At 33.3% G+C, this 25,828-nt stretch carries 22 protein-coding genes; 6 read left to right on the forward strand and 16 right to left on the reverse strand.

All coding sequences use genetic code 11. The annotated features are described in order from the left end of the window. Positions 1 to 493 (reverse strand): peroxiredoxin (locus J7K39_10270; GenBank protein ID MCD6180274.1); only part of this gene is annotated, 493 nt, incomplete at its 3' end. Positions 494 to 621: 128 nt separating this feature from the next. Here J7K39_10270 and J7K39_10275 point away from each other — a divergent pair. Beyond that, a complete protein-coding gene (locus J7K39_10275; protein MCD6180275.1) occupies positions 622 to 1,563 on the forward strand; it encodes a LysR family transcriptional regulator in 942 nt (313 codons plus the stop codon). A gap of 117 nt (positions 1,564 to 1,680) precedes the next feature. On the opposite strand, the gene J7K39_10280 is transcribed toward J7K39_10275, so the two are convergent. After that, positions 1,681 to 2,574: a hypothetical protein gene (locus J7K39_10280; GenBank protein ID MCD6180276.1), complete on the reverse strand. Its 894-nt coding sequence runs from the start codon at positions 2,572 to 2,574 to the stop codon at positions 1,681 to 1,683. Positions 2,575 to 2,980: 406 nt separating this feature from the next. Between J7K39_10280 and lnt the strand changes: the two genes are divergently transcribed. From lnt to J7K39_10295, 3 genes are read left to right on the forward strand one after another with little or no spacing between them, the layout of a single operon-like run. Beyond that, a complete protein-coding gene (gene lnt, locus J7K39_10285) occupies positions 2,981 to 4,618 on the forward strand; it encodes an apolipoprotein N-acyltransferase (protein MCD6180277.1) in 1,638 nt (545 codons plus the stop codon). 44 nt (positions 4,619 to 4,662) lie between these two features. Beyond that, a complete protein-coding gene (thiL, locus tag J7K39_10290; protein MCD6180278.1) occupies positions 4,663 to 5,718 on the forward strand; it encodes a thiamine-phosphate kinase in 1,056 nt (351 codons plus the stop codon). A 39-nt stretch (positions 5,719 to 5,757) separates the two neighbouring features. Beyond that, on the forward strand, positions 5,758 to 7,575 hold the full coding sequence (locus J7K39_10295) for an excinuclease ABC subunit C (GenBank protein ID MCD6180279.1): 1,818 nt from the start codon (positions 5,758 to 5,760) through the stop codon (positions 7,573 to 7,575). Between the two features lie 41 nt (positions 7,576 to 7,616). On the opposite strand, the gene J7K39_10300 is transcribed toward J7K39_10295, so the two are convergent. The 3 genes from J7K39_10300 to J7K39_10310 all read right to left on the reverse strand — a co-directional run bounded on the left by J7K39_10300 (position 7,617) and on the right by J7K39_10310 (position 9,670). Further along, on the reverse strand, positions 7,617 to 8,291 hold the full coding sequence (locus J7K39_10300; protein ID MCD6180280.1) for an energy transducer TonB: 675 nt from the start codon (positions 8,289 to 8,291) through the stop codon (positions 7,617 to 7,619). A 113-nt stretch (positions 8,292 to 8,404) separates the two neighbouring features. Then, positions 8,405 to 8,785: a glycine cleavage system protein GcvH gene (gcvH, locus tag J7K39_10305; protein ID MCD6180281.1), complete on the reverse strand. Its 381-nt coding sequence runs from the start codon at positions 8,783 to 8,785 to the stop codon at positions 8,405 to 8,407. Positions 8,786 to 9,010: 225 nt separating this feature from the next. Then, complete coding sequence (locus J7K39_10310; protein MCD6180282.1) at positions 9,011 to 9,670, reverse strand: TatD family hydrolase; 660 nt, start codon at positions 9,668 to 9,670, stop codon at positions 9,011 to 9,013. A 94-nt stretch (positions 9,671 to 9,764) separates the two neighbouring features. On the opposite strand from J7K39_10310, the gene J7K39_10315 reads away from it, so the two are divergent. Then, a complete protein-coding gene (locus tag J7K39_10315; GenBank protein ID MCD6180283.1) occupies positions 9,765 to 12,035 on the forward strand; it encodes a bifunctional (p)ppGpp synthetase/guanosine-3',5'-bis(diphosphate) 3'-pyrophosphohydrolase in 2,271 nt (756 codons plus the stop codon). Here the strand turns inward: J7K39_10315 and J7K39_10320 are convergent. The 8 genes from J7K39_10320 to J7K39_10355 all read right to left on the reverse strand — a co-directional run bounded on the left by J7K39_10320 (position 12,019) and on the right by J7K39_10355 (position 17,748). Continuing rightward, positions 12,019 to 12,732, reverse strand: a complete 714-nt coding sequence (locus J7K39_10320) for an RNA pseudouridine synthase (protein MCD6180284.1) — start codon at positions 12,730 to 12,732, stop codon at positions 12,019 to 12,021. The genes J7K39_10315 and J7K39_10320 overlap by 17 nt on opposite strands. Position 12,733: 1 nt before the next feature. After that, complete coding sequence (locus tag J7K39_10325) at positions 12,734 to 13,309, reverse strand: phosphatase PAP2 family protein (GenBank protein ID MCD6180285.1); 576 nt, start codon at positions 13,307 to 13,309, stop codon at positions 12,734 to 12,736. A 3-nt stretch (positions 13,310 to 13,312) separates the two neighbouring features. Continuing rightward, positions 13,313 to 14,308, reverse strand: a complete 996-nt coding sequence (gene obgE, locus J7K39_10330) for a GTPase ObgE (GenBank protein ID MCD6180286.1) — start codon at positions 14,306 to 14,308, stop codon at positions 13,313 to 13,315. 21 nt (positions 14,309 to 14,329) lie between these two features. Further along, positions 14,330 to 15,499 carry an adenylate kinase gene (locus J7K39_10335; protein ID MCD6180287.1) on the reverse strand — a complete coding sequence of 390 codons (1,170 nt, stop codon included), beginning with the start codon at positions 15,497 to 15,499 and terminating at the stop codon, positions 14,330 to 14,332. A 62-nt stretch (positions 15,500 to 15,561) separates the two neighbouring features. Then, positions 15,562 to 16,098, reverse strand: a complete 537-nt coding sequence (gene hpt, locus J7K39_10340; protein MCD6180288.1) for a hypoxanthine phosphoribosyltransferase — start codon at positions 16,096 to 16,098, stop codon at positions 15,562 to 15,564. A gap of 185 nt (positions 16,099 to 16,283) precedes the next feature. Further along, positions 16,284 to 16,826 carry a hypothetical protein gene (locus J7K39_10345; GenBank protein ID MCD6180289.1) on the reverse strand — a complete coding sequence of 181 codons (543 nt, stop codon included), beginning with the start codon at positions 16,824 to 16,826 and terminating at the stop codon, positions 16,284 to 16,286. A 2-nt stretch (positions 16,827 to 16,828) separates the two neighbouring features. Next, positions 16,829 to 17,212, reverse strand: coding sequence for a DUF1987 domain-containing protein (locus tag J7K39_10350; protein MCD6180290.1), 384 nt, complete (start codon positions 17,210 to 17,212; stop codon positions 16,829 to 16,831). Then, positions 17,209 to 17,748, reverse strand: coding sequence for a SiaB family protein kinase (locus J7K39_10355; protein ID MCD6180291.1), 540 nt, complete (start codon positions 17,746 to 17,748; stop codon positions 17,209 to 17,211). The genes J7K39_10350 and J7K39_10355 overlap by 4 nt, the downstream gene beginning before the upstream one ends. Before the next feature lie 213 nt (positions 17,749 to 17,961). Here J7K39_10355 and J7K39_10360 point away from each other — a divergent pair, with 213 nt between their 5' ends. Continuing rightward, positions 17,962 to 20,937 carry a phosphoenolpyruvate synthase gene (locus J7K39_10360; protein MCD6180292.1) on the forward strand — a complete coding sequence of 992 codons (2,976 nt, stop codon included), beginning with the start codon at positions 17,962 to 17,964 and terminating at the stop codon, positions 20,935 to 20,937. A gap of 57 nt (positions 20,938 to 20,994) precedes the next feature. On the opposite strand, the gene J7K39_10365 is transcribed toward J7K39_10360, so the two are convergent. The 3 genes from J7K39_10365 to J7K39_10375 form a co-directional block, all read right to left on the reverse strand. Continuing rightward, positions 20,995 to 21,921 carry a hypothetical protein gene (locus J7K39_10365; protein ID MCD6180293.1) on the reverse strand — a complete coding sequence of 309 codons (927 nt, stop codon included), beginning with the start codon at positions 21,919 to 21,921 and terminating at the stop codon, positions 20,995 to 20,997. A 171-nt stretch (positions 21,922 to 22,092) separates the two neighbouring features. Further along, on the reverse strand, positions 22,093 to 24,726 hold the full coding sequence (locus tag J7K39_10370) for a hypothetical protein (GenBank protein ID MCD6180294.1): 2,634 nt from the start codon (positions 24,724 to 24,726) through the stop codon (positions 22,093 to 22,095). A gap of 90 nt (positions 24,727 to 24,816) precedes the next feature. Next, entirely contained in the window at positions 24,817 to 25,644 is an 828-nt protein-coding gene (locus J7K39_10375) for a GLPGLI family protein (GenBank protein ID MCD6180295.1), read from the reverse strand. Between the last annotated feature and the right edge of the window lie 184 nt (positions 25,645 to 25,828).

The raw sequence follows: 25,828 nt of genomic DNA on the forward strand, positions 1-25,828 counted from the left end.
AACCATCTAGAACACGAAGGATTTCGTCCATATTACGACCAACATTCAATGGATAATACATCACTAAACGGATTTTCTTTTTAGGATCGATAAAGAATACGGCACGAACAGCAGCAGTTTCGCTTTCACCCGGCTGCAACATTCCATACAATTTAGATACTTTCATATCGATATCTGCAATAATTGGGAAATCGAAATAAACACCAGTCTTTTCACGTACATTCTGAACCCAAGCAAGATGAGAGTGAATACTATCAATACTTAATCCCATAAGTTCTGTATTTAAGGCGTCGAATTCGCCTTTCCGTTGTGCAAATCCTGTCATTTCAGTTGTACAAACTGGAGTAAAATCGGCAGGGTGAGAAAATAAGACTACCCACTTGTCTTTTGCAAACTCAGAAAATTTTATTTTTCCTTTAGTTGTTACGGCTGTAAAATCTGGTGCTTGATCGCCAATTACCGGCATTTTTGAAATTTGTACTTGTTCTTCCATAGTATTTTGTTTTTTATATTTATTAAATGAATATTATTTTTTATTGATGATGCAAAAGTAAATCTAATATATACATAAGTCAAATCGATTGTTTTTATATTATGATAGATTTTATCTATATTTGTGCTATGATTACACTTATCCAATTAGAATACATCGTTGCAGTTGACACTTTTAGGCATTTTGCAACAGCAGCAAGTAAATGCTTTGTAACGCAACCCACTTTGAGTATGCAAATAAAAAAGCTTGAAGATCATTTAGATGTAATAATTTTTGACCGGACTAAACAGCCCGTTGTTCCAACTATGCTTGGCGAAAAGGTAATTGAACAAGCACGAATAGTTTTACTCGAGAACTCCAGAATAAATCAAATTATCCAAGAGGAAAAAGAAGATCTTAGCGGTGAAATCCGCATTGGTATTATTCCTACAATTTCTCCTTATCTCTTACCTCGCTTTACTGGAGAATTAAAAGCCAAACATCCGAAGATTAAAATGAAAATTGAGGAAATGGTAACTGAAAACATTGAAGAGCAACTAAAAAAGGATTTAATTGATGTTGGAATTTTGGTAACTCCTCTTCATAACCCCGGAATTATTGAACATCCTTTATATTATGAAGAGATGCAAGTATACTCTAACGAAAAACATCAATTTACTCATCAAGCAATTATAGAAATTAAAGATATTGCAACACCCGAAATTTGGTTACTGAGCGATGGCCATTGTTTCCGCCATCAGGTAATTAATCTATGCGACATAAAAAGCTTTGAATCTGATGCTTTACCCTTCGAATTTGAAGGAGGAAATTTAGATACTTTGATGCGAATTATTGATAAAGAAGGCGGTTATACACTTATTCCTGAACTCAGCGGGTTGGAACTCAAAGGAGAAAGAGCAAGTCAGGTTCGTAGATTTCATGATATAACTCCTTTAAGAGAAGTGGGATTAGTCTATACTCGTAAATTTGCTAAAACCAAACTAATTGAAAGCCTTACCAAAACAATACAAGAATCCGTTCCAAGTCATATGCTCAACAAAAACCGAGGGACAATAGTAGAGTGGAAATAAAAAAAACTGTAAAACCCCTTACATTACAAATTACATTAAGTGAAGCCGAACTATTCTTTCTACACAAAAGATTTTCAACTTCACTCAGAATGACTTAATTATCTATTTAAACAGCTTTTACTTTTTAGTTATATCCTCAAAGGTATCCTCAATATAACCGGGGGTACTTATTATTTTCATAAAGGTTCCCATAGTTAATTCCGGCCAATACAAGGCAATTCTGTACTTTCCGTGCAACATTGTTACTTCTTTTCCCTGCAAGATAATCTCATAAGGCATAGCGGCTAAATGACTTTCTCCGATGATGGGTAAGAATTCCGATTCGCCTTCTTCCGTATTTGTTAGAGCAAGTCCAAAAACCGCCACCTTTTGCTCGCTAAATACTTGTTTATAAACTATTTTTACATTTGTAGATGCTACCACTTTTTGCTGAATATATTCTAAGCCCTCTTCAAAACTATTATAGGTTTCCAACTCAATAGGATCATCAAAATAAGGCATCATTACTTTATAATGATAATTAGTCAATTTATCCACTTCCAATTCTCCACCAAAAGAGCTTAACTTTCCGTACAAATCAGTAAGCACATGTTTTGCATCGCTATCAATTTTTCGTAAAACACTGATTTGCTTCCCGATATCATCTCGGAAATAAGCATAAAACATATACATTGGATTTTGTATGCTAAGAGTAACACCTTCACTTGTTTTAAGTAGACCTATCTTAAGAACAGAGGCTAATGCACCACGATCTTTAAATGAAAGACCGGCTTTTTGTAGGTCATCACGCGTAAAACAAATAACCAACATATTATCTGATTGCATGGGTTTATATTGACCAATAATTGTAAAATTTTTACTTTCAATACCCATTACTATCTCTTCACTGAGCTGCACCATAGATTTATCCTGCATATTTACCTTAAGAAATGGAGCATAAGATTGTTGTGCTATACTTAAACCAAAAGCTAGCAAAAAAATGACGGTTGTACTAAGGATTCGTTTTATCATAACAAAATATATTTAATTAATTAGTTATCTGAATGTGATGTCAAATATATTGATAAATAATTAACCATGTTATTCATTTCACAATAAATTTTAATTCTAAATAGCCTATTTAAATGCGAAAAAATTGTTAATTGTTTTGGGAATAACAAAGAAGATATTACTTTTGTAGTGTTTTTAAAAAAACAATGTTATTAAATTAACATTAACTTCTTAAAATAAATTTTTGTTTTATAATTTAGGTTTTTTGGTTTGCCTCTCGGGTGGTTCTGAGAGGCTTTTTTTGATAAAAAAATATATAAAGCCAAATTAATTAAAGAGAGTACTCTTTGGCTTGCATTATCACTTTCTTTAAAAATCAAAAAAAGAAATATGCGTTTTTTAGTCCCTTTTCCCTATTTTTGCCATAATGAAGCGCTACCAAAACCTTATCCTTTCAATCCTTTCGGGAGTCTTATTTGGCTTAGGGTGGCCACCCAATGGCATTCCGTTTATTTTATTTTTTGCATTTATTCCTCTTCTATTACTCGAAGATAATATTGCCAAAGGCTTGGGAGGAGCTAAAACTTGGCGAGTGATAAGCTATGCCTATCTTGCTTTTATCATTTGGCATATCATTAGTGTTTGGTGGATTTGGAATGCTTCGGATTATGGAGCCGTAATGTCTATACTACTCAACGCTTCCTTTATGACGATTGCTTTTGGTCTGTATTCGTGGACAAAAAGATATTTCAATAAAGGTGAAACGCCATATTTTATCCTCCTTATTTATTGGATAACTTTTGAGTATTTTCACCTTGATTGGGCATTGTCTTTTCCTTGGCTAAATATAGGCAATGCTTTTGCTAAATATCCGTCCATTATTCAGTGGTACGAATACACAGGAATATTTGGAGGCAGTCTTTGGATTTTACTTTTAAATATCGGATTTTATAAACTTTATCGTTTGGTAATTCAAACGAAAGAATACAAAAAAGCGGGCTTTTTTAGCATCTGGTTAATTACTTTAATTGCTATTCCTATTATACTTTCCTCTGTCCGCTACACCAATTATATTGAAACTGAAAATCCTGTGGATATTGTTGTTGTTCAGCCCAATATGGATCCTTACGGAGAACAATATAGCGCACCTCCACAAGAAGTTATTCATCGAATAATTAAGCTTAGCAAACCTTTACTGGATTCGAATACTACATTTATCCTTGCTCCCGAATCTGCTATACAAGAGCATTTGCAAGAACCTCATTTCAATTATTCTACAAGTTTAGGATCAAGAACTATTTCTATTCCTATGCTGAAAATTTTCATTTCAAATTATCCAAATCTAAATTTATTGATTGGTCTTTCTTCCTATAAATTTTTAAAAGAGCCAACCGTTACAGCACGAACAACAAAATCGGGAGCATTTTATGATGAATACAACAGCGCTTTATTTTTAAATCGGTTTGATAAACGTGAGCATTATCACAAATCAAAATTTGTTCCGGGTGCGGAAAAAATGCCATTTCAAAAACTTCTCGCACCATTTCAACAAATAGCTTTTGATTTAGGTGGCACCGTAGGAAGTCTTGGTTACGATACGGAAAGGAGAGTGTTTACTTCGGCAGATGGCCAATATAAGATTGCACCTTTAATTTGTTTTGAATCTGTATTTGGTGAATTCACCAACGGTTTTGTACAAAATGGGGCACAGCTTCTATTTATAATTACTAATGATGGTTGGTGGGGAAATACATCGGGTTATAAACAGCATTTAATGTTTGCTTCTTTACGAGCAATAGAAACTCGCAGAAGTATTGCGCGCTCTGCCAATACAGGTATATCCTGCTTTATAAATCAACGCGGCGACATTTATGAAAAAACAGAATATTGGGTTCAAGATGCAAAAAAAACTACTTTAAATGCTAATAGTGATATTAGTTTTTATGTCAGATACGGAGACTATATCGGACGTTTATCGGCTTTCACTGCCATACTTTTTCTTCTTATTAGTTTTTCTATGATGCTTAGAGGGAAAGGGAATGAATTGAGCAATCATATTAGATAATTAAAATACAAATAATCGTACTTTTGCAACTTAAATTTTAATTTATGTTTGAGAATAGAGAAAAGCGTACTGAACTTTCGGAATTAGGTGAATTCAAATTAATTGATCGCCTAACTAAGAATGTAGCTAACCGACAAAAATCAACCATTTTAGGAATAGGTGACGACGCTGCAATTTTAAACTTTGAAAACGACAAAGTTTTACTTTCTACAGATCTGTTAATTGAAGGCATTCATTTTGATTTAAGCTATATGCCTTTAAAACATTTGGGTTATAAAGCGGTAATGGTCAACCTCTCAGATATTGCTGCAATGAATGCAACTCCCACACAAATAACCGTAGGATTAGCCGTTTCTAATCGATTTTCTGTTGAAGCATTGGAAGAGATTTACGCCGGAATGCTTCTTGCCTGCAAAAAATACAATGTTGATTTAGTAGGTGGAGATACAACATCGAGTACCAGCGGCTTAATACTTTCTATTAGCGTACTCGGTACAGCAAAAGCCGGAAATATTGTAAAAAGAAGTACAGCAAAAGCCGGAGATTTAATAGTTGTAAGTGGCGATTTAGGTGCAGCATATGCAGGATTATTATTGCTAGAACGTGAGAAAGAAGTATTTAAGAAAGACCAAAACATACAACCCGATTTAGGTGGTAACGAATATGTTCTTGAGCGTCAGTTACGCCCGGAAGCTCGTGTAGATATGATTAAGCGTTTTGCCGATATGAAATTAATACCAACAGCAATGATTGATATCTCTGATGGTTTAGCATCTGAAGTCATGCATCTTTGCAAGGAATCTGCTTTAGGTTGTAATCTGTATGAGGAAAAAATACCTATCGACCCACAAACGGTTAGTGTTGCCGAATTATTTAATATTCACCCTATAACCTGTGCTTTAAATGGTGGCGAAGATTATGAACTTTTGTTTACAGTAAGTCAAAACGACTTTGAAAAAATTAATGGTCAAGGCGAATTTTATATTATTGGGCATATGACCGAAACAGGAGAGGCCAAAAATTTAATTACAACTTCGGGCGAAGTCATTCCAATTACAGCTCAAGGATGGGATGGAATTAAAATGGACGATAAGCACTAAATTGATTTTTATTAATTTTCATTACTTTAGATTGCTGAAATGAGCCATAATCAACAACTCATCGATCAACTACACCTTCAAATCCGAAGCTTGCCACAATCGCCCGGGGTTTATCAATATTTTGATACTGAAGACAAGATAATATATGTCGGCAAAGCTAAAAATTTAAAAAAAAGAGTAGCGTCATATTTCAATAAAGAAAAAAGTGCAAGCGGAAAACTACGTGTTTTAGTTTCTAAAATTGTCCGTATAGAATTTATGGTTGTTGATACCGAACTCGATGCTCTTTTGCTGGAAAACAACCTTATAAAAAAATATCAACCTCGCTATAATATTCTTCTAAAAGACGATAAAACATTTCCGTGGATTTGTATTAAAAACGAGCCTTTCCCTCGTATTTTCTCTACACGGAACATAATAAAAGACGGAAGTGAATATTTTGGACCCTATGCATCAGTAAAAATGATGAATACTGTTCTATATTTGGTTCATCAGCTTTACCCTATTCGCTCTTGTAAACTTCAATTAACTAAACAAAATATTGCCGCAAAGAAATTTAAAGTCTGTTTAGATTATCACATAGGGAAATGCCTTGCTCCTTGTGTTGGTAAACAAAGCGAAACAGAGTATATGGAAAGTATTCAAGAAATAAGAAATATTATAAAAGGCGATATTGTTTCTCTCATTTCCAACCTTAAAGGCAGGATGATGAGTTATGCAAAAGAAATGGAATTTGAAAAAGCACAATTATTAAAAGACAGAATTGATCTTTTAACTTCATATAGAAGTAAATCATTAGTTGTAAATCCTAAAATACACAATGTTGATGTTTTTTCTTTTATTATAGAAGATGATAAAGCTTTTGTAAATTTCTTAAAAATAATTAACGGAGCCATTGTCCAAACACACACTATCGAATTAAAAAAGCGCCTTGAAGAAACTAATATACAACTGTTAGAATTGGCTATGGCCGAATTATATTCACGCTTTGGAAGTAATGCTAAAGAAATAATTCTTCCTTTTAAAATTGACCTTTCGTTCCCCGACTCAAAAATTACCATTCCAAAAAAAGGAGATAAAAAACAATTACTTGATTTATCAACACGCAATGCTCACTTTTATCAATTAGAGCGTCAAAAACGAAAAGATTTAGTTGATCCCAACCGTCATAGCAAACGAATTTTAGAACAACTGCAACACGACTTACATATGAAAGTTATACCGGAACATATAGAATGTTTTGATAATTCTAACTTTCAAGGTGATTATCCCGTAGCAGCTATGGTGATGTTTAAAAATGCAAAACCATATAAAAAAGGATATAGGCATTACAATATTAAAACTGTTGAAGGTCCTGATGATTTTCATTCTATGGAAGAAGTTATTTACAGACGGTATAAACACTTGTTAGATGAAAAAAAGCCTCTTCCCCAGTTAATTGTTGTAGATGGAGGAAAAGGACAATTAAGCGCTTCTGTACGTAGTTTAGAAAAATTAAATTTACGAGGTAAAATTAGTATTATAGGGATTGCCAAAAAACTTGAAGAAATTTATTTTCCAAATGATAGTCTGCCTTTATATATCAATAAAAAATCGGAGAGTTTAAAGCTTATTCAAAATTTACGTGACGAAGCACATAGATTTGGAATAACTCATCATCGCAATAAACGTGATAAAGGAACTTTAAAAACAGAACTTACTGATATTAAGGGCATAGGCAAACTAACTGCGGAGCTTTTACTTCGAGAGTTTGGTTCAGTTCTCAAAATAAAAAAGCTGGAAAAAGAAGCTATTGCAAACACGATAGGGCAAGCAAAAGCCGAAATCGTTTTTAAATACTTTAAGAACAAGGCATAAAAAAAGCCTCGTCCGTCAGTTGACGAACGAGGCCTATTATTTTATTGTAAGGTAAACTTAATCGGCATTCTATATTGAACACGTACAGGTTTTCCACGTTGTTTTCCGGGACTCCATCTTGGCATCTTTTTAATTACACGAACTGCTTCTTCATCACAGCCGCCTCCGATACCACGGAGTATCTTAACGTCGGTAACACTACCATCACGCTCTACAACAAAGGTTACATACACACGACCACTAATGCCACTTTCTTTTGCCATACGTGGATACTCAATGTTTTTACCAATGAATTTGTACATTGCAGCTTCGCCACCGGGAAACTCAGGCATATTCTCAACAACCAAGAAAATTTGTTCTTCCTCAATTTCTTCCTCTTCGACAACAAATTCAAATTCTGCCATCTCTTCATCTTCATCAAATTCGATATCTATTTCAATATCGTCTTCCACATCAACATCATCCTCAACAACATTGATAATTGTTACTTGTGGAGGTGGTTTTGGTGGAGGTGGTTTAACTTTCTGTTCGGTAATTGGAATAATCTCCTCAGGAGTATCATCCACCATTCGCTCAATATTGCTATATTCAACTTTATCGTACGATTTGTATTCAAAAGCAACCAATACCACAGCAAGAGCTAAAACAAAGCCTATTTCTAGAAAAATTGTTCTCTTATTTTCCAGATTTGCTTTTTCGGATTTTTTTTGTTCCATAATTCTCCTTTTTCCTGCTTAAAATTCTAATTTTAAAGCCGCTAAATTATTAATAAATTCTTTTTCCTCGATAAAAGTGGGTAAAAAACTATTTTAACCACTATGGTAGAGCTTTATGCTTCCACCATATTTTTATATACTCCGCTGCTTAACAAGCTTTCCAACTCAGCAAAATCGTTAATTTTAACCTTAATAATCCATCCTTTTCCGTAAGGATCCTGATTAACCAATTCCGGAGTAGCTTCAAGTTCTTCGTTAAATTCAACAACTTCTCCAGAAATTGGCATAAATAAATCCGAAACTGTTTTTACAGCTTCGATAGTGCCAAAAACTTCTTCCTTGGATAAATTTTCACCTTCAGAGTCAACTTCAACAAAAACAATATCACCTAATTCGCTCTGGGCAAAATCGGTGATACCAACAGTTGCTTCATCGCCTTCAACCAAAACCCATTCGTGATCTTTTGTGTACTTTAAATTTTCTTTAATGTCCATGTCTATAAATTATAAATCAGATAATTGCGTTTAAATGTTTCTTTAAAAACTGTGGTTCATCAAACCATTTGCAATATTATTAATATTTTTTGATTTTTTTGAGTTACCAACAAAGATATATTCTATATAAACAACAAAATAAGAACTAAGCCTTTCTATCTGACTATAAGTATAAAAACAAAAAACATACCAAAACTCAACAATTGTAGTTTTTTGCAAATAATATTACGGAAATATGTCGATAAAATTTAAGAGTAATTGTCTCTGAACAAGGCTTACATCTATATTCAACCGTTCAGCAGCTAAAGCATAAACTTCCTCAATTGCAAATTCCGAATTATCTGTTTCAAGAAAAATACGATTTAAAGGCAGGTGTTTGATACTTTTGCTGGCTTTTGATGTTTGTTGATAAAGCTTATGTCCGAAAGAAATATAAAAACCCATATCTATCAACTGCTTTGCTAGCTGATAGCTTCCATTAAAACCATGCACTATCCATTTTTGCTTTGCTTTAATGGCTATTCTCAGCTGAATAATCTCATTAAAAGACTTTACAATATGTAATATTAAGGGTTTATGATATTTTTCAGACAGATTTATTTGTTGCTTAAAAGCTTTTAACTGAATATTAAAATCAACATTACAAACTTTATCTAACCCACATTCGCCTATGGCTAAAAAAGAATTCTTATCAATATGGCTTTTTATATTCTGCATTTTTTTGTCTAAATCCATTTCCTTAACAAACCAAGGATGAACTCCCATAGAATAATAGGAACATATTTCTATATCAACATTCACTCTTTCCGAAATATCAACTATTTGAATATTTGCTGATTTTCGTATTTTATGAGTATGTATATCGATATAGTTCAAGTGAAACATCAATTATATATGTTTACAAATTTAAAAGAAAATAGGCTATCAAATAACGAACAAAAGAAAGGAAAAATACCTAATTTTGTTTCAAATAGAGATTATGGCGAAAAGCAATAAATTCAATTATATAATTAATCCTGAAGATGAGGCGAGAAGGATTAAAAGTAAATACAAAACTTTACTAAAATCTTGGCGTCCAAAAGAAGCGACAAAAGAAAAGGACAGAAAGCTTATAATAAAAGCATTTAAAGTCGCCAATGAAGCTCATCAAGGAATGCGACGCAGGAGTGGCGAGCCGTATATTTTTCATCCTGTTGAAGTTGCTTTAATCTGTGTAAACGAAATTGGTCTCGGAACAAAATCTATTATAAGTGCCTTATTGCACGATGTTGTTGAAGATACCGATTACAGCATAGATGACATCCGCTCTTTATTTGGCGATAAGATTGCTCAAATTATTGACGGACTAACTAAGATAAGAGAAATATTTGGTAATCAGCCAATAGAATCTATGCAAGCCGAAAATTTCAAACGCTTACTCTTAACCCTCTCCGATGATGTTCGTGTAATTTTGATTAAACTTGCCGACCGCTTACATAATATGCGTACGCTTGATGCGATGCCTGAAGAAAAACAACTTAAAATTGCATCAGAAACCACCTATTTATATGCTCCATTGGCACATCGCTTAGGCTTACACTCTATTAAAAGCGAATTAGAAGATTTGGCTTTACGTTATACCGATAAAGAAGCTTTTCAGCTAATTAAAACTAACTTACTTAACACAAAAGTTGAGCGTGATAAATTCATCCGCAACTTTGTTCGTCCAATAAAAAAAGAACTCGATAAACAAGGTATAAAATATCAAATTGTTAGTAGAGAAAAATCTATATCCTCCATTTGGTACAAAATGAAAAATAAAGGGGTTCCCTTTGATGAAGTTTTTGATGTTTTCGCTGTACGGATAATTATAGATACCCCCTTAGAAACAGAAAAAAGTGTCTGTTTGAATACATATTCCATAGTTACAGACAAATACCTACCTAACAGACAACGTTTTAGGGATTGGATATCAACACCTAAAGCCAATGGTTACGAATCTCTACATACTACTGTAATGAGTAAATCAGGACGGTGGGTAGAAGTTCAAATCAGGACAAAACGCATGGACGAAATTGCAGAAAAAGGCTATGCTGCCCATTGGAAATATAAGTCGGATGTAAGAAAAGTTGAAGGGGGATTAGACGAATGGCTGATTAAGGTTAGGGAACTTTTACAAGGTAGCGAAATAGATGCTTTGGATTTTATGAGCGAATTCAAATTAAATCTATTTTCAAAAGAAATTATGGTTTTTACTCCAAAAGGCGATGTAAAAACCCTCCCATTAGGAGCAACAGCACTTGATTTTGCGTATAATATACACTCCGAAGTTGGAAATAAATGCATTGCAGCCAAAGTAAATCATAAGGTTGTTTCTCTGGATTATGTCCTAAAACAAGGTGATCAGGTTCAGATTTTAACTTCTGATACTCATAATCCAAGTGAAGAATGGTTTTCTTATCTGAAAACAGCAAGAGCAAAAAGCAGTTTAAAAACAGCTATTAAGGAAATTAAAAAAAAGGCAACCGATCAAGGGAGATTACAATTATCGATTATTTATGGAAATCTGAAAATAGAAAATACTCGTGAAAACCGCTTAAAATTATCTACTTATCTGAACTGTAAATCAAAAACCGATTTTTATTACAAACTGGCAAAAGGAGTAATTGAAGAGCGCACTATACGCGAATGTTTTGAAATAACAGATGGTTTTAATTGGAAGAAATACATTCCTTTTTGGCGGCCAAAAACCGAGACAGATAAAAACCTTAAAAATATCATTCAAGACGAAATAAAGAAAAACCCAAATAATCTACTTCTTGATAAAAGCATTAAAAATATCAAGTTTAATGTAGCGGCTTGTTGCAACCCGATTCCGGGTGATGATGTAATTGGAATCAGCCTTCCGGGAAAACCTATTCAGATTCATCGTACCAATTGCGAAAAGGCTATATCACTAATGTCAACCTTTGGTAATCAGATTATTAAAGCAAAATGGAATGAGGGAGAGAAAGTGGGGTTTTTAGCCGGCATCTCTATTTCTGCTAATGAAACATTTGGTTTAATTTCTTCTATTGTTGAAGTGATAACAAAAGAATACCAAATCAATATACGGACATTTCACTTAATAAGTTCGGGAGGAACGGCTAAAGGAACGGTTACTTTATATGTTTCGGATAGTAATGTTCTTAAAAAATTAATCAAAAATATTAAAGCTATTGAGGGTGTAATATCGGCAGAACGAATAGACGAAATTAAAGATTATCATTAATCATTTCCAAAAAATAATCCCAAACCGGATCTGTGGGTGGTTTCGCATTTATTTGTAGTAACTCTTTCTTTACAGGATGAATAAATTCTATATGGCGAGCATGTAAATGAATAGATAAATCTTTGTTAGCACGATTAAATCCGTACTTTACATCTCCTTTTATTGCGCATCCTATATATGCTAATTGACATCTTATTTGATGATGCCTTCCGGTTAACAGTTCCACCTCAAGTAAGTGATAACGATCGCTTTTGCCTAAGTAACTATATTTTAACTCTGCCTTTTTAGCTCCCAAAATATTTTCCGTAACAACAAAAGATTTATTTTTTTGTTCATTCTTTTTAAGATAATGCCTTAAATGGCCATGCTTCTCGGGAGGAGGATTTTGAACAACAGCCCAATATGTTTTAGACAAATCTCTATCCTTAAATATTTTCGATAAACGCGATGCTGCTTTATCGGTTTTAGCAAAAATAACCAGCCCGCTTGTTGGCCTGTCTAAACGATGAACTAATCCTAAATATACATTTCCGGGTTTATTATATTTCTCTTTTAAATAAGCTTTTATAATTTCTGTCAGAGGTAAGTCTCCGGTTTTATCGCCTTGAACTATTTGCGATGGCTTTTTATTTACTATCAATAAATGATTGTCTTCATAAATAATATCGACACCGTATTTTTTTTGTAATTCATCCATACTAATTAAGCTTAGAAACAAAAAAACGACTAATAAGCTGTCGATAAATATTTGCAATAAACCAAGCCAAAACAACACCTAATATTGCACCGCCAATAATATCGCCGGGATAATGTACTCCAAGATAAATTCTACTATAAGAAACAACAATCGCCCAACTAAAAAGCAAGAAAGTAAAAACAGTATTTGCTTTTAAAAATTTTACTAAAAAATAAGCTAAAGCAAAACTATTGGCAGCATGCGAACTTACAAAACCGTAATTTCCACCTAAGTAATTATTTAATACATGTACTTGTTCCTGTATATCTGGATTATGACTGGGTCTGTAACGAGCTACGGCATCTTTAATAAAACCCGAAATTTGATCGCTTAAAACAATTAATAAAGCCAGGCTTAATAAAACAACTATCGATTCCCAGCCATATTTTTTAATTAAAAGGTATAAAAGAAAAATATAAAAAGGTATCCAAATCAGCTTATTGCTGAACCACCACATCAAAAAATCAAAAAAACCATTATGAAAACTATTTAAAACCAAAAAGACCTGCTTGTCCAACTCTGTTAAAAAGTCTAACATGACTTATTTGTTTTTAGTAAATAATGCCCAAAGTTTATCTTTTAGTTCATCGAGTCCTTTTTGGGCAACAGAAGAAATAAAAACATGTGGTATCCCTTGAAGTTCGGCGCTAATCATCTCTTCCAATTCATCGTCTAACATATCCGATTTTGATACTGCAAGTAAGCGGTCTTTATCGAGTAATTCCGGATTAAATTGTTGTAATTCATTTAATAGAATTTTATATTCTTTCCGTATATCATCGCTAGATGCGGGAACTAAAAACAATAAAACAGCATTCCGCTCAATATGTCGTAAAAATCTTAATCCCAGCCCTTTGCCTTCATGTGCGCCTTCAATAATTCCGGGTATATCTGCCATTGCAAACGATAAATTATCGCGATAGCTTACAATTCCTAAATTTGGGACTAAAGTAGTAAAGGGATAATCTGCTATTTCCGGTTTAGCAGCAGAGAGCACCGATAATAATGTTGATTTACCTGCGTTTGGGAAACCTACTAAACCTACATCAGCTAAAACTTTTAATTCAAATAATATTTGTTGTTCTAAATACTCTTCTCCTGGTTGAGCATATTCCGGAGCTTGATTTGTTGATGTTTTAAAATGATCGTTTCCCAAACCTCCACGACCTCCTTTTAGGAGGATATGAGATTCACCATCTTCTATTACTTCGCAAATTACTTCACCTGTTTCAAAATCCTTACAAACAGTACCGAGAGGCAATTCTATTATAGCATCGGCTCCATCGGCTCCCGTACTGCGAGAACGCCCTCCGTTTGCTCCACCATCGGCACGTAAATGACGAGTATAACGCAGATGTAATAAAGTCCACAGGTTTTTATTTCCAACCGCAACTACATCGCCACCTTTTCCGCCATCTCCACCATCGGGGCCGCCTTTTTCTATATATTTTTCTCGCCTAAAATGCACCGATCCGGCACCTCCTTTTCCGGAGCGGCAGTAAATTTTTATATAATCGACGAAGTTTGAATTCACTATAATTTTTTATTTAAATAATACCTAACGACTTCTTAACAAGGCTTTGTCCATAGTTTCTACTAAGCGTTCAAAAATTTCATCTTGACTACCATGACCATCAATACTAACAAATGTTCCTTGATTTTCGTAATAATTACCCACAGCTACAGTGTGGTCAATAAATTCATCTATACGATTAATAATCATCTCCATACTTGCATCATATGGGCGTCTGTTTTTCGTTTTACCTCTAGCACTAAGGCGTTTAAAACATTCTAAAGTAGAAGTCTCCAATCCGATAGCAATAGAAACACTTTGATTTAACTTTAATAATAATCCATCAAGTATATAAGCCTGTACCATTGTTTTAGGGAAGCCTTTAAAAACGAAGCCCTTTGCCTCAGGATGTTCCTGTATTCGCCTCTCTATTAATGTAATAGCAATTTCGTCAGGAACAATCTCACCTTTTTTCATATATGGTGCAGCTTTCCTACCAATTTCGGTATTATCCAACACTTCTTTACGAAGCATTTTTCCGGTAGAAATATAAACCAAATTATATTTTTCTGCCAATTTTAAAGCCTGAGTACCTTTCCCCGATCCCGGAGGACCGTAAAGCACAACATTAATCCAAGTTTTTCTTAGGGTTTGCTGTATAGAATCGGTAATGGTATTAAAAATATCTTTAATTTCTCCCGTTCCCTTTATTGGAGTATATTTTCCTTTTGCTTTATAGAATTCTGCAACCGGTTTTGTTTTATTATCGTATTCTTTTAGCCTAAATTGTATTACTTCTTCAGTATCATCAGCACGACCGGAAACCTTAGACCGTTCCATCATTCTGCTAACAAGTTCTTCGCGTGGCACTTCTAAACTAATCATACACGTTAAAGGAGCGTTTATCCTTAGTAATAAACCGTCTAAAATATATGCTTGTACTGTTGTTCTTGGAAATCCATCAAAAAGAATTCCGTTTGGATTTACATTTTCGACTATACGTTTTTCTATGAGCTGAACAATTATTTCATCGGATACTAACTCCCCTCTTTCTATTACAGATTTAGCTTTCATTCCTAATTTAGTACCTTCAGCTATTTCTTCTCTAAGCATATCTCCTGTCGAAATATAGGTTAGATCATACTTTTCAAGCAGCATTTTCGACTGCGTTCCTTTACCTGCTCCCGGAGGGCCAAACAGTGCAATATTTAACATCTTACAGTTTTTTTTGAGTTGGATTAATGAGCTTATTATTAAATTTATTATTGTCTGTATTTCTATTCAATAATTTTATAAATATCGGGTAAGTTACGACCTAATCCATCATAATCGAGGCCATAACCAACAATAAAATCGTTGGGAATTTCTATTCCAATATAATCAACAGCATAATTTTTTTGAAATGATAGAGGTTTGTAAAGAAGGGTTGCTATTTTCACATCAGCAGCCTGCAAATGTTTAAGCTTTTGAATTGTATTTTCCATAGTAATTCCGGTATCGATAATATCTTCAACCACAATTACATCACGATCGGTCAAAGCTTCATCCAAACCTATCAGTTCACGAACAACATGAGTAGAAGACGTTCCTGAGTATGAGGACAACTTTACAAAACTAACTTCACAATCGATAGTCAACTTTTTAAATAAGTCAGAAGCAAACATAAATGCTCCATTTAATACAACTAAAAATAGTGGGTTTTTACCTTTATAATCGGCATTAATCTTGTCTGCAACTTGTGTAACAGCCTTATCAATTTTATCTGCTCCGATAGAAACAGCAAATCGTTTGTCGAGTAATTGTACTTCTTTCATATTTAATTACTTTATATCAATTCATTATTTAAAAACAAATAAAAAACACTCTCAGCATCATTAAGATTAATAACACAAGGGGAGTTTTGTATATTAAATTTGAATATGATTTTTAAGCTTTCAAAATTACCAAAAATTATTAGAACCTGAAAGATAAACAGAAATGTGTTCTTAATATAAATAAGTTAAGCTATTTGTCTTTTAGCACGAGCCGCTTTTAATGTTCTTTGTCGAGCTTTTTTTACTAACGTTTTCTCTACAAGTCCTTCAATAGGCTTGATAGATAGAGCTATAACACCTTTTATTCCCAAACTAATGAAAAAATTATTATAATATCTTTCTATCCAAGGTTCAATAAAAGCTTCTGACACCAAAAACAAAGCTAAGGCAAAAATAAATACAAAAGTAGTGGCACGTCTTCCTATTTTAGCTTCGGCTAAGTCATTTATTGTCTGCTCAAGCTGAACATTTTTTTCTTGAATTTCTAAGTTAACTTCATTTAGTTTATCGTTAGTTTGATCCAATTTACGTTGTAAACGATCGCTGATACGAGTTATTAACTTTATCTGATCGAGTAATTCAGAATAATTGTTTGTTAAATTATCTAACTCAGCAACAGTTTCTTCGGGAGATTTGTTTTCTTCGCTTAGGAAATTTCGCACACGATTTAAACAAGAAGCTTCATCTACAAAAATATCTTCTTTTTTCCGCTTCTTCCTAACAGCCATAGTTATTCTTCAATTTCGGTATATGTAAAGTGCAGTCCGGTTACGTCTTCGTAATCTTCGCCTGTTTCCATCATCTCTTCATCGTCTTCATCGTAGCACCATTCTACTTTTACCTCTTTATCGTCAAGTTCATTTATTTCCTTTAATCTTTTTAACACTTCTAAAATATACTTTGATGAACTAGTGTTAAAATATTCAAGGTAAACCTTCATATTAGTTATAGCCAAAGCGTTAGTACCATATTCAGTAATCCACTCAAGCAGTGGGTTATAAAATTCAAAAGAATTTTCAGGAATAGAACGACCACTTAATTCCAGTTTCCCCGTTTCAGCATTAAAATTAACATAGGGCGTTTGCTTAGTACCATTTAAAATTAACTCCTTCATCCTTTATCTTTCTTTTTATTTATCTTAACTAAAAAAGTAAACCGTGCTAAATCATTATCAAAATATTCTACATCATAAATCAAATCCAAGCCCGATTTACGCCTCATATCGATAAAACCCAATCCGGCTCCACCTTTATCAGAAATTTGATTATTAGTTAATACTTTACGATATAATTCCTTTAACTCTCCTTTTGACAGTTTGTTGACAAAATTAATCTTTTCCTCTACAATTTTAAGATGTTTTTTCAATAAAAAATTACTTGTTTTTAATAAGAAAAAATCATCTTCTTCGGAGAAGGAAAATTGTACTACGCGGACTTTATCATCAGGCTCTCCTTTAACGCTAAAATCGCGTGTGTGATGGAGAAGGTTTTGTAATTCTTCAACTGCGATATTAAAGATTTTCTTTCGCAATGAGTTACTTACGCCCATTTCTTCCGCTTTAAGTTCAATATCATTTAGTATCTCAACTACGTTAAGCGTATCTATTAATCCGTCAAAAGTGATAATTTCCTGTTTTGTGGGTGCTAACATTGACTTTTATTTATAGCTTCTCACAACAAAGATGACAATAAATAATTAATTTTAAAAGCTTTAGAACTGCTTTTTATTAATTTTATCGTAAAACGATAATTTTACTTTATGAAAACAGCTGTTGATTTTTTACTAAATATTACAAATAGCTTCAATAAAAACAGGCTCTAAACGAAGATTTATCGCTATTTTTGGATTATTAATAAGATTCTTATGCCGAGTTATTCAAGTATTATAAAATCAGGAAATGCCGATTTTGCTGAAACTTCTTTTAGTAATTTAATGAAGAAACGTATATATCACGTTTTACTTTTATCAAGCGCTTACGATGCTTTTATTTTAGAGGATGATGGCAGAATTGATGAACAGATTTTTAATGAATATGTTTCTTTAAACCTACGCTATCCCCCTCAATTTATTCTGGTTACCGATGAAGATGAAGCTTTTAAGATAATGGAAGAGCAAAATATTGATCTGGTAATTACTATGCTGAGTGCCGAAAAAGAATCTACTTTTGACTTTGCGGCTAACTTCAAAAAAGAATACCCTGATATTCCAATCGTTGCTTTAACTCCTTTTTCAAGAGAGGTTTCTTTACGGTTTGATAAAGAAAAAACACAAGTTTTTGATTATGTATTTAGCTGGTTGGGAAATGCCGATTTACTTTTGGCAATCATCAAACTTATTGAAGATAAAATGAACGCCGAATATGATATTAACGAAATTGGTGTTCAAGCTATTATTCTTGTTGAAGATTCCGTGCGTTTCTATTCAAGCTATTTACCAAATATCTACAAAATAATCTTTACCCAGTCGAAACAGTTTATGCAGGAAGGCTTAAACGAACACCAAAAAATGCTTCGTATGCGCGGTCGTCCTAAAATACTTTTTGCCACAACTTACGAAGATGCCATTAATTTATACGACAAATTTCATGATAACTTACTGGGAGTTATTACAGATATGAGCTATAAACATTATGGAATTAGAAACCAATTTGCAGGTCTGAATTTATGTCGACATATTAAAACTAATAATAAATACACTCCATTACTTATTCAATCTTCCGATGCAAACAACATACTTTTTGCTAAAGAAATAAAAGTCGGATTTTTACATAAACATTCTAAAAAATTACTCCGTGATTTACGACAGTTTATCATAAAGCATTTTGCTTTTGGTCCTTTTGAATTTATTGACCCTCACACACATAATGTAGTTGAAAAAGCCGCAGATTTAAAAGAAATGCAAGATAAATTGTATTTAATTCCTGATGCTTCTCTACGTTACCACATTACAAGAAACCATTTCTCCAAATGGCTTAATGCGCGAGCTCTCTTTGCTTTAGCAAATGTTTTTAAACAGGTTTCCGTACAAGATTTTGATAATCTTGACGATGCACGTCATTTTTTGTTTCAAATGATGCAGCATTTTAGAATTAGTAAAGGGCGCGGTGTTATTGCGGAATTTAATAGAGATAGCTACGACGAATATTTAATTTTTACCCGAATGGGTAATGGATCTATTGGCGGTAAAGCCAGAGGTCTTGCTTTTTTAGATTCTTTAATAAAAAGAAATAAGCTTCTTAGCAAATTCCCCGATGTACTTATCAGTATCCCTCGTACTATAGTTTTAAGTACCGATTTTTTCGATGAGTTTATGGAATCTAACGATTTATATAAAATTGCACTTTCAGAAGTGGATGATAAAAAAATTCTTGACAGTTTTGTATCTGCTCCTTTACCCGAAATTATAATAAAAAATTTACTCGCCTTTATTAAAATTGTAAGGAAACCTATTGCTGTTCGTTCGTCAAGTCTTTTAGAAGATTCTCACTACCAGCCTTTTGCCGGGATTTACTCAACCTATATGATTCCCAATCTACCTGAGAATCCGGATAAAATGATTCAAATGCTTAGCTTGGCCATCAAAAGCGTTTACGCATCAGCTTACTTTAAATCGTCAAAAGCATATATGACAGCTACTTCAAATTTGATTGACGAAGAAAAGATGAGTATCGTATTTCAGGAAGTTACAGGCTCCTCTCACGAAAATGTATTTTATCCTTCATTTTCCGGTGTTGCTCGTTCAATAAATTTTTATCCTATCGAACCCGAAAAACCTGAAGACGGTATTGCCAATATTGCTATCGGATTAGGAAAACAAATTGTAGAAGGAGGACAAACACTAAGGTTTTCGCCTAAATATCCAAAAAAAATATTACAACTTTCTTCTCCCGATCAAGCTTTAAGAGAGACTCAAAAAGAATTTTACGCACTCGATTTAAATCCAAAAAGTTTTTTTGCCAGTACAGATGATGGAGTAAACATAAAATCCATACGTGTAAGAGATATAAATTCCGAATGGGGAATGGACAAATTAATGTCAACCTACGATTTTCAAAATAATATTATTCGTGAAGGTACCGGACATAAAGGGAAAAAAATAGTCACTTTTGCAAATATTCTAAAGCATAACACTTTCCCCTTAGCCGAAATTCTTTCAGATATCTTGGATATAGGAGAACGGGAAATGAATACCCCTATAGAAATAGAATTTGCCGTTAACTTTAACAAAACGCTAAAAGACCCGTCTGTTTTTAATATTCTCCAAATCCGGCCAATAGTTTCTCAAAAAGAATATATCTCAAAAGATCTATCGTCAATTAAAAAAGAAGATACCCTTATTTATTCTAAATCGGCTTTGGGAAATGGTGTGATTAGTGATTTACACGACTTTATTTTTGTAAAACCCGAAACTTTTGACGCTTCTAAAAGTACAGAAATTGCAGAGCATATTAATGAAATAAATAAACGTCTGACAGATGAAGAAAGATATTATATTCTAATTGGTCCCGGTCGATGGGGCTCTAAAGATAGCTGGCTGGGAATTCCCGTAAAATGGCCGTATATCTCAAATGCCAGAATTATAGTAGAATCAGGCTTAGAAAATTATCGAATTGACCCCAGTCAGGGTACTCACTTTTTTCAAAACCTGACATCTTTCCGTGTTGGTTATTTTACTATTAACCCTTTTATTGATGATGGATATTACGACTTAGACTATCTTAATAAGATGCCGGTATATTACGAAGACGAGTTTATTAAACATATTAGATTCGAAGAGGCTTTACGTGTAGAAATTGATGGCAAAAATACTTTAGGAGTAGTTTACAAGCCGGGTAAATAACTTGTTTTTTTTATAAAAAAATCTAACAACTTAAGTTTTGTATAAATAACGCTTGCTTTATCTTAAAACAAAATTGGTAGTTCCTATTTCCTGACCATCTGCAAAAACAATTACTTCGTAATTACCTTCCAACATCTCTATTTCCTTGTATTTCTTTTCCCATACAAGACATAAGTCTATCTTTTCATTATCATAATTTGCTTGCTCATAAATAGAATACTGTATAGTTTCACCATTATAATCAAATACAAAATCCTCGGCTATACCCGGACTTAGAATTTTATTATCCGGACGCGCAATACGTACATATATATCTTTTAAACCGGGCAATAGAATCACATTTTTACTTAAAGTAAAACACACTTTAATCTTATTTACTCTACGAGCCTTATCCGTTACAACTTCGGTACCCGAACGCTTAACATATATTGCACTTGCAGTAATATTATAAGCTTCTAAAGCTGATGCTTCTACAATTTTTACCGCTAACTGCTCTTTTTCTTTTTCAAGAACAATATTTTTACGCTGCGCTGAATTATAACGACGTTTAATATTTAAGTTTTCCGCAACCAATTTTTCATTAACAGTATATAGCGAATCCATTTGAACAACATACGTTTGTGCAACCACGCGTAAACGATCTAATTTCTTTTGCACCTTACGATATTCCCATTTATAATTCAATAGATTTTTAATCTCTTTAGCATTTGCAATAATCAAGCTGTCTTTAAGAACCAAAGAATCAGCTAAATCGCCATAAGCAAGTTTTATCTGTTCATGCTTAGCAAGTAAGGAATCTAATTCTCCCTGAAGTTCAATTCGTTGAGCTTCTTTTTCTATTCTAACTTCATCAAGTATTTTATCTTTTTGCATACCACTGTAGATAAAATATGCTGCCACTACAGTAACTACAGCTAATAATATCCATACAAAAATTGGGGTTTTGCTTTGAACGGGATTTGATTTTGATTTATTCTCAGTCATTTTTTCAATCTTTTTTCGGAATACATTTATTCCTATTTATTTTATAACTCCTTAATTCGTAAAAAAGTACGCTGCTGCAAAGATATTAATTCAAAAAGGAAAAATGCTGTAGATTGAATAATTTATTTTTAGCTATCGCGATAGCTAATCCCATTCTTAAACCACGATTTTTCAAAACCCAAACTTAACCGATAAAAACACTTGCGACGGGCGGAGAAAATAAATCGATTCATAAACAGCGAAAGTACTCGCCTGATAAGTTGTATACGTCTTAGCGTTGAAGATATTACTCCAACGGAATTCAATATCAATTTTTTGCTTTGTAAATGTGTAACGGTATAACATATCAGCAAAAAAGTTATTGTTTCCATCAAAATTGTAGTATTCTGAAGAGAAACTGAAGAGTTGATTTTTTGTAGGAAAAGCAAAGAAATTGAATTTGTGCGTTAATAAAGAAATATTGCTCTTCTTCTCGCTTTCAATAAAGGTTTGAATATAGCTTGCATTTAGTTCGTATTCTGAGTTTAACCAAGGGGTGAAGCGAACATTTAAGCCCGGTGTAAAATTATAAAACTGAGTTGCACTATTAAACAACTCGCCACTTATCAACGACTTCCCTTTACGATAACTATAATATGCTTTAAAACTCAGGGTTGATTTTGCGGCTGCAAAATACTTACTGCCTTGTCCGTTTAAATTATGAGAGTAAACGGAATTTGGTATACTGAACGCCTGCAATACCGTTGTTCCATCAGCTTGAATATTATTACTATAAAGCAGATTATTCTGACTGACAGTATAAACATAAGCTAATGAACTAAAGAAAGAGGTAATGGGGTTACGGTACGACAAATAAGATGAAAAATTGTGACGGGAGATTTCTGAAAGAGGAGCTGCATTTTGACTTAGGTTACGATAATTATTTAGGATGTAACCATAATACATCCCATCTATATCGCCCAACTTATTGGAGTGACGCCAAGAAGCTCTTATTTTCCAAAAATTACGGAATTTATAATTAACGGATAGACTTGGATTAAACAAAAAACGATTAATCTCTTGCCCACTATTTGATGTCAAATCATTTAGACTTACTTCCTGCCAACTAAACGGAAGCTTAGCCTTTATCGTTAAGCTTGATTTTTTATATTCTATCTCCGTTTGTAAATACGCATTTGTATGATCTCCCTCCAATTCATTAGCAAAATCTAATCCCATTTCGCTTTCTTCTTCTTGTTGGGTGATAAAAAGATTGCTTTCTAACATTTGACGACGAAAAGATATCCCTATTCGTGGGGTAAAGCTTAATCTTTTCCAGCCAAAGCCAAAACTGGCTGAATGGTCTGCATAAAAACGTTTTAAATCTATTTGCTGAAGCAACTTATCATAAGATTCATCCTGATTTAATACTTCCTCAAACTGTCCTGGATCTACTTCTAAACTATGCGGGCTATGATCATACGATATGAGAGACAGAAATTCTACGAGGTGCTTTCCCACGGAATTCACCGATCTTAAGTCGTTTGAAATAGACTTTAAAGGGTTTTCTAATTTTTGGTTAATTTCTTCATTTCCATTAAAAACATGACCTGACTGTTTATCCCAATATGATTTTATCTTTAACTCATTTTTTAGATAGTTTCTTTTAACATTACGACTCAAGGTAAACTCACCAATTAAATAATTGTTCTGAAAGCTATTATCAATATCTTCGGTAAAAGAAAGTGTGTCGGAGGGCGTATAGAAACTGCGTTTCAGACTTGCCTGCTGTTGCTGTTGGTCGTTTACATAATAAAGATTGGATCGCAGTTCAAAATCTCGATTCATGCGAAGCAAACCATTGAAATTAAAAAAATGTATTTTATTATCTAAATAACGATTTTGTTCAATTTGCGGAGCATTTGCAGCTTGTATATTCAATATGCTTGGGTTTTCATTCGGACGATCAGCATTTTGAAGCATTTCATCCAAAGTCAATATTTTAAGCTGTTGCGATACATCATTACCCGTATTATTAGTTTGATAAGATGTAACTATTTGAAAGTTTTTTGTGAAAGTCATCGGTGTTATATTCACATCCCAAAGAAAAGGACTAATGCCTACCCCAAGTTTTGCTGTTCCTGTGCTTGTAATGTCTTTTTTTAACTTTAGGTTCAATGATGCTTGTTGTGAATATACTCGGTCTTTTAAAATCTTTAAGGGTTGATGATTTTCGAGTATTTCAACTGCACCAACCGTTCCGTGAGGTAGATTTTTACTAATAACTCCATACCGACCATTCATCAAATCAAGCCCTTCTACATAAAATTTTTGAAGTGGGAGTCCTTGATAAAGGATTTTCCCATCGGGCTCTATATCAATGCCCGGCATACGGCGTAAAACATCTTCTATAGCTCGATCTTCTTTTCCTGCAAAAGAACTCACTAAATAGGTAATGGTATCTCCATATTGCTTAATCGGTTTTGCTGTTACTTCAAAAGCATCTAATTTTTTAACATCGTATTCTAGCCCAAACCGCATAGTTTGCGTAATATTAGCAATACGCCTATGTTCTTCACGACAATGCATTGAACTAAGTACTAATTCAAGGCTGTCAGAAGCACTATTAACTTTAGTTTGGAAGTATCCCTTATCATTACTCACAGCAAAAGCAACCATAACCTTGCTACTCGATAAATACACCAAAATATTAATGTCTTCCAAAGCTTCACCTTCAGGATCCGTCACATATCCCTGAAGATGAGTCTGACCACTAAGATCTTGTAAAAAAAGAATTGTAAAAACAAATGAAATAAAAAACTTCATGTATGCTGTCAATTAGAGTCGGTTTTAAACAATTATTAAGCCATATTAGATATTTTCTATTTTAATTCATATGCAAACTATTATTCTACCCTATTTCCGTTTTAATTCAATAGGGTTATTCAACCTTGCCATATTTTTTGCGGCTCTTTGCTGCATTTCACTATTCAGACCTGCTGATTTAGCTCTGTTAATAATATCGTCTCTAAACGCATCTTTTGCGCGGAAAAAATCTTGCTTTGTGGCTTTAATAAAATCCTTTTCTACATAGTCAATCATTAGTCCCTTATAAGGCTTTTTGATAGAGATAAACTCAAAAACATAGTGATTGCGGCTATCCGAAATTTTTACTATTAAACCTGGTAAACCACTAAACTTATATGGTCCATCATTAAAAGGGAGCTCTGGTGCAAACCAAGCCGTCCAGCTTCTACCTCCAAAATTAGTAATAGCCTTTTGCACTTTATAACCATAGAGTGTGGCTGTATCTCCTGTTAACTGCCAATTAAATAAATCTAAATCTTCTTCGTACCAAAAAGTGCCATCAATAATATGGTGAATACATGTAAGTTTTCCTTTAGGATAATTCTTAAAAATTGTTGGTCTAAATCTTGACATCGGAAGGGGATTATTTTGATCAGATAATAAACCTTGAAACTCTGCAGGAGATTTTACCTTTCTCATTATAGTATCAAAAATATAATGCTCATCACTTACAAACTTACTGATATTTTTACCTAAAAAAAGTAACATATCCTCTTGACGGATAAAATCAGAATTTGTAGAGTCTTCTTGAAACTTTAAGGAATAAGTAACAAGAAGTTCTGTTTTCTCAATTTCTTTTATGGGATAGTCAAAACGTAACTGAGCATATGCAGAGAAAGAAAATAAAATCGCGAGTAAAAAAAAGATTTTTTTCATTTTAAATAATTTTTAAGTTCGTAACTTAATTATCAATCCAAAACTAAGTCCTGCCACTGACATAGTCTGTCAGTATGGGAAAAACTCAGTAATTTTTTACCCCCCCATTTTTTTATTTTATTAACTGCCTTATTATCAGCTATCTTTGATTTGAATTTTAATATCAATTTACCTTCATATTTAT

This window comes from Bacteroidales bacterium (genome assembly GCA_021157585.1).
Taxonomy (GTDB): Bacteria; Bacteroidota; Bacteroidia; order Bacteroidales; family UBA12170; genus UBA12170.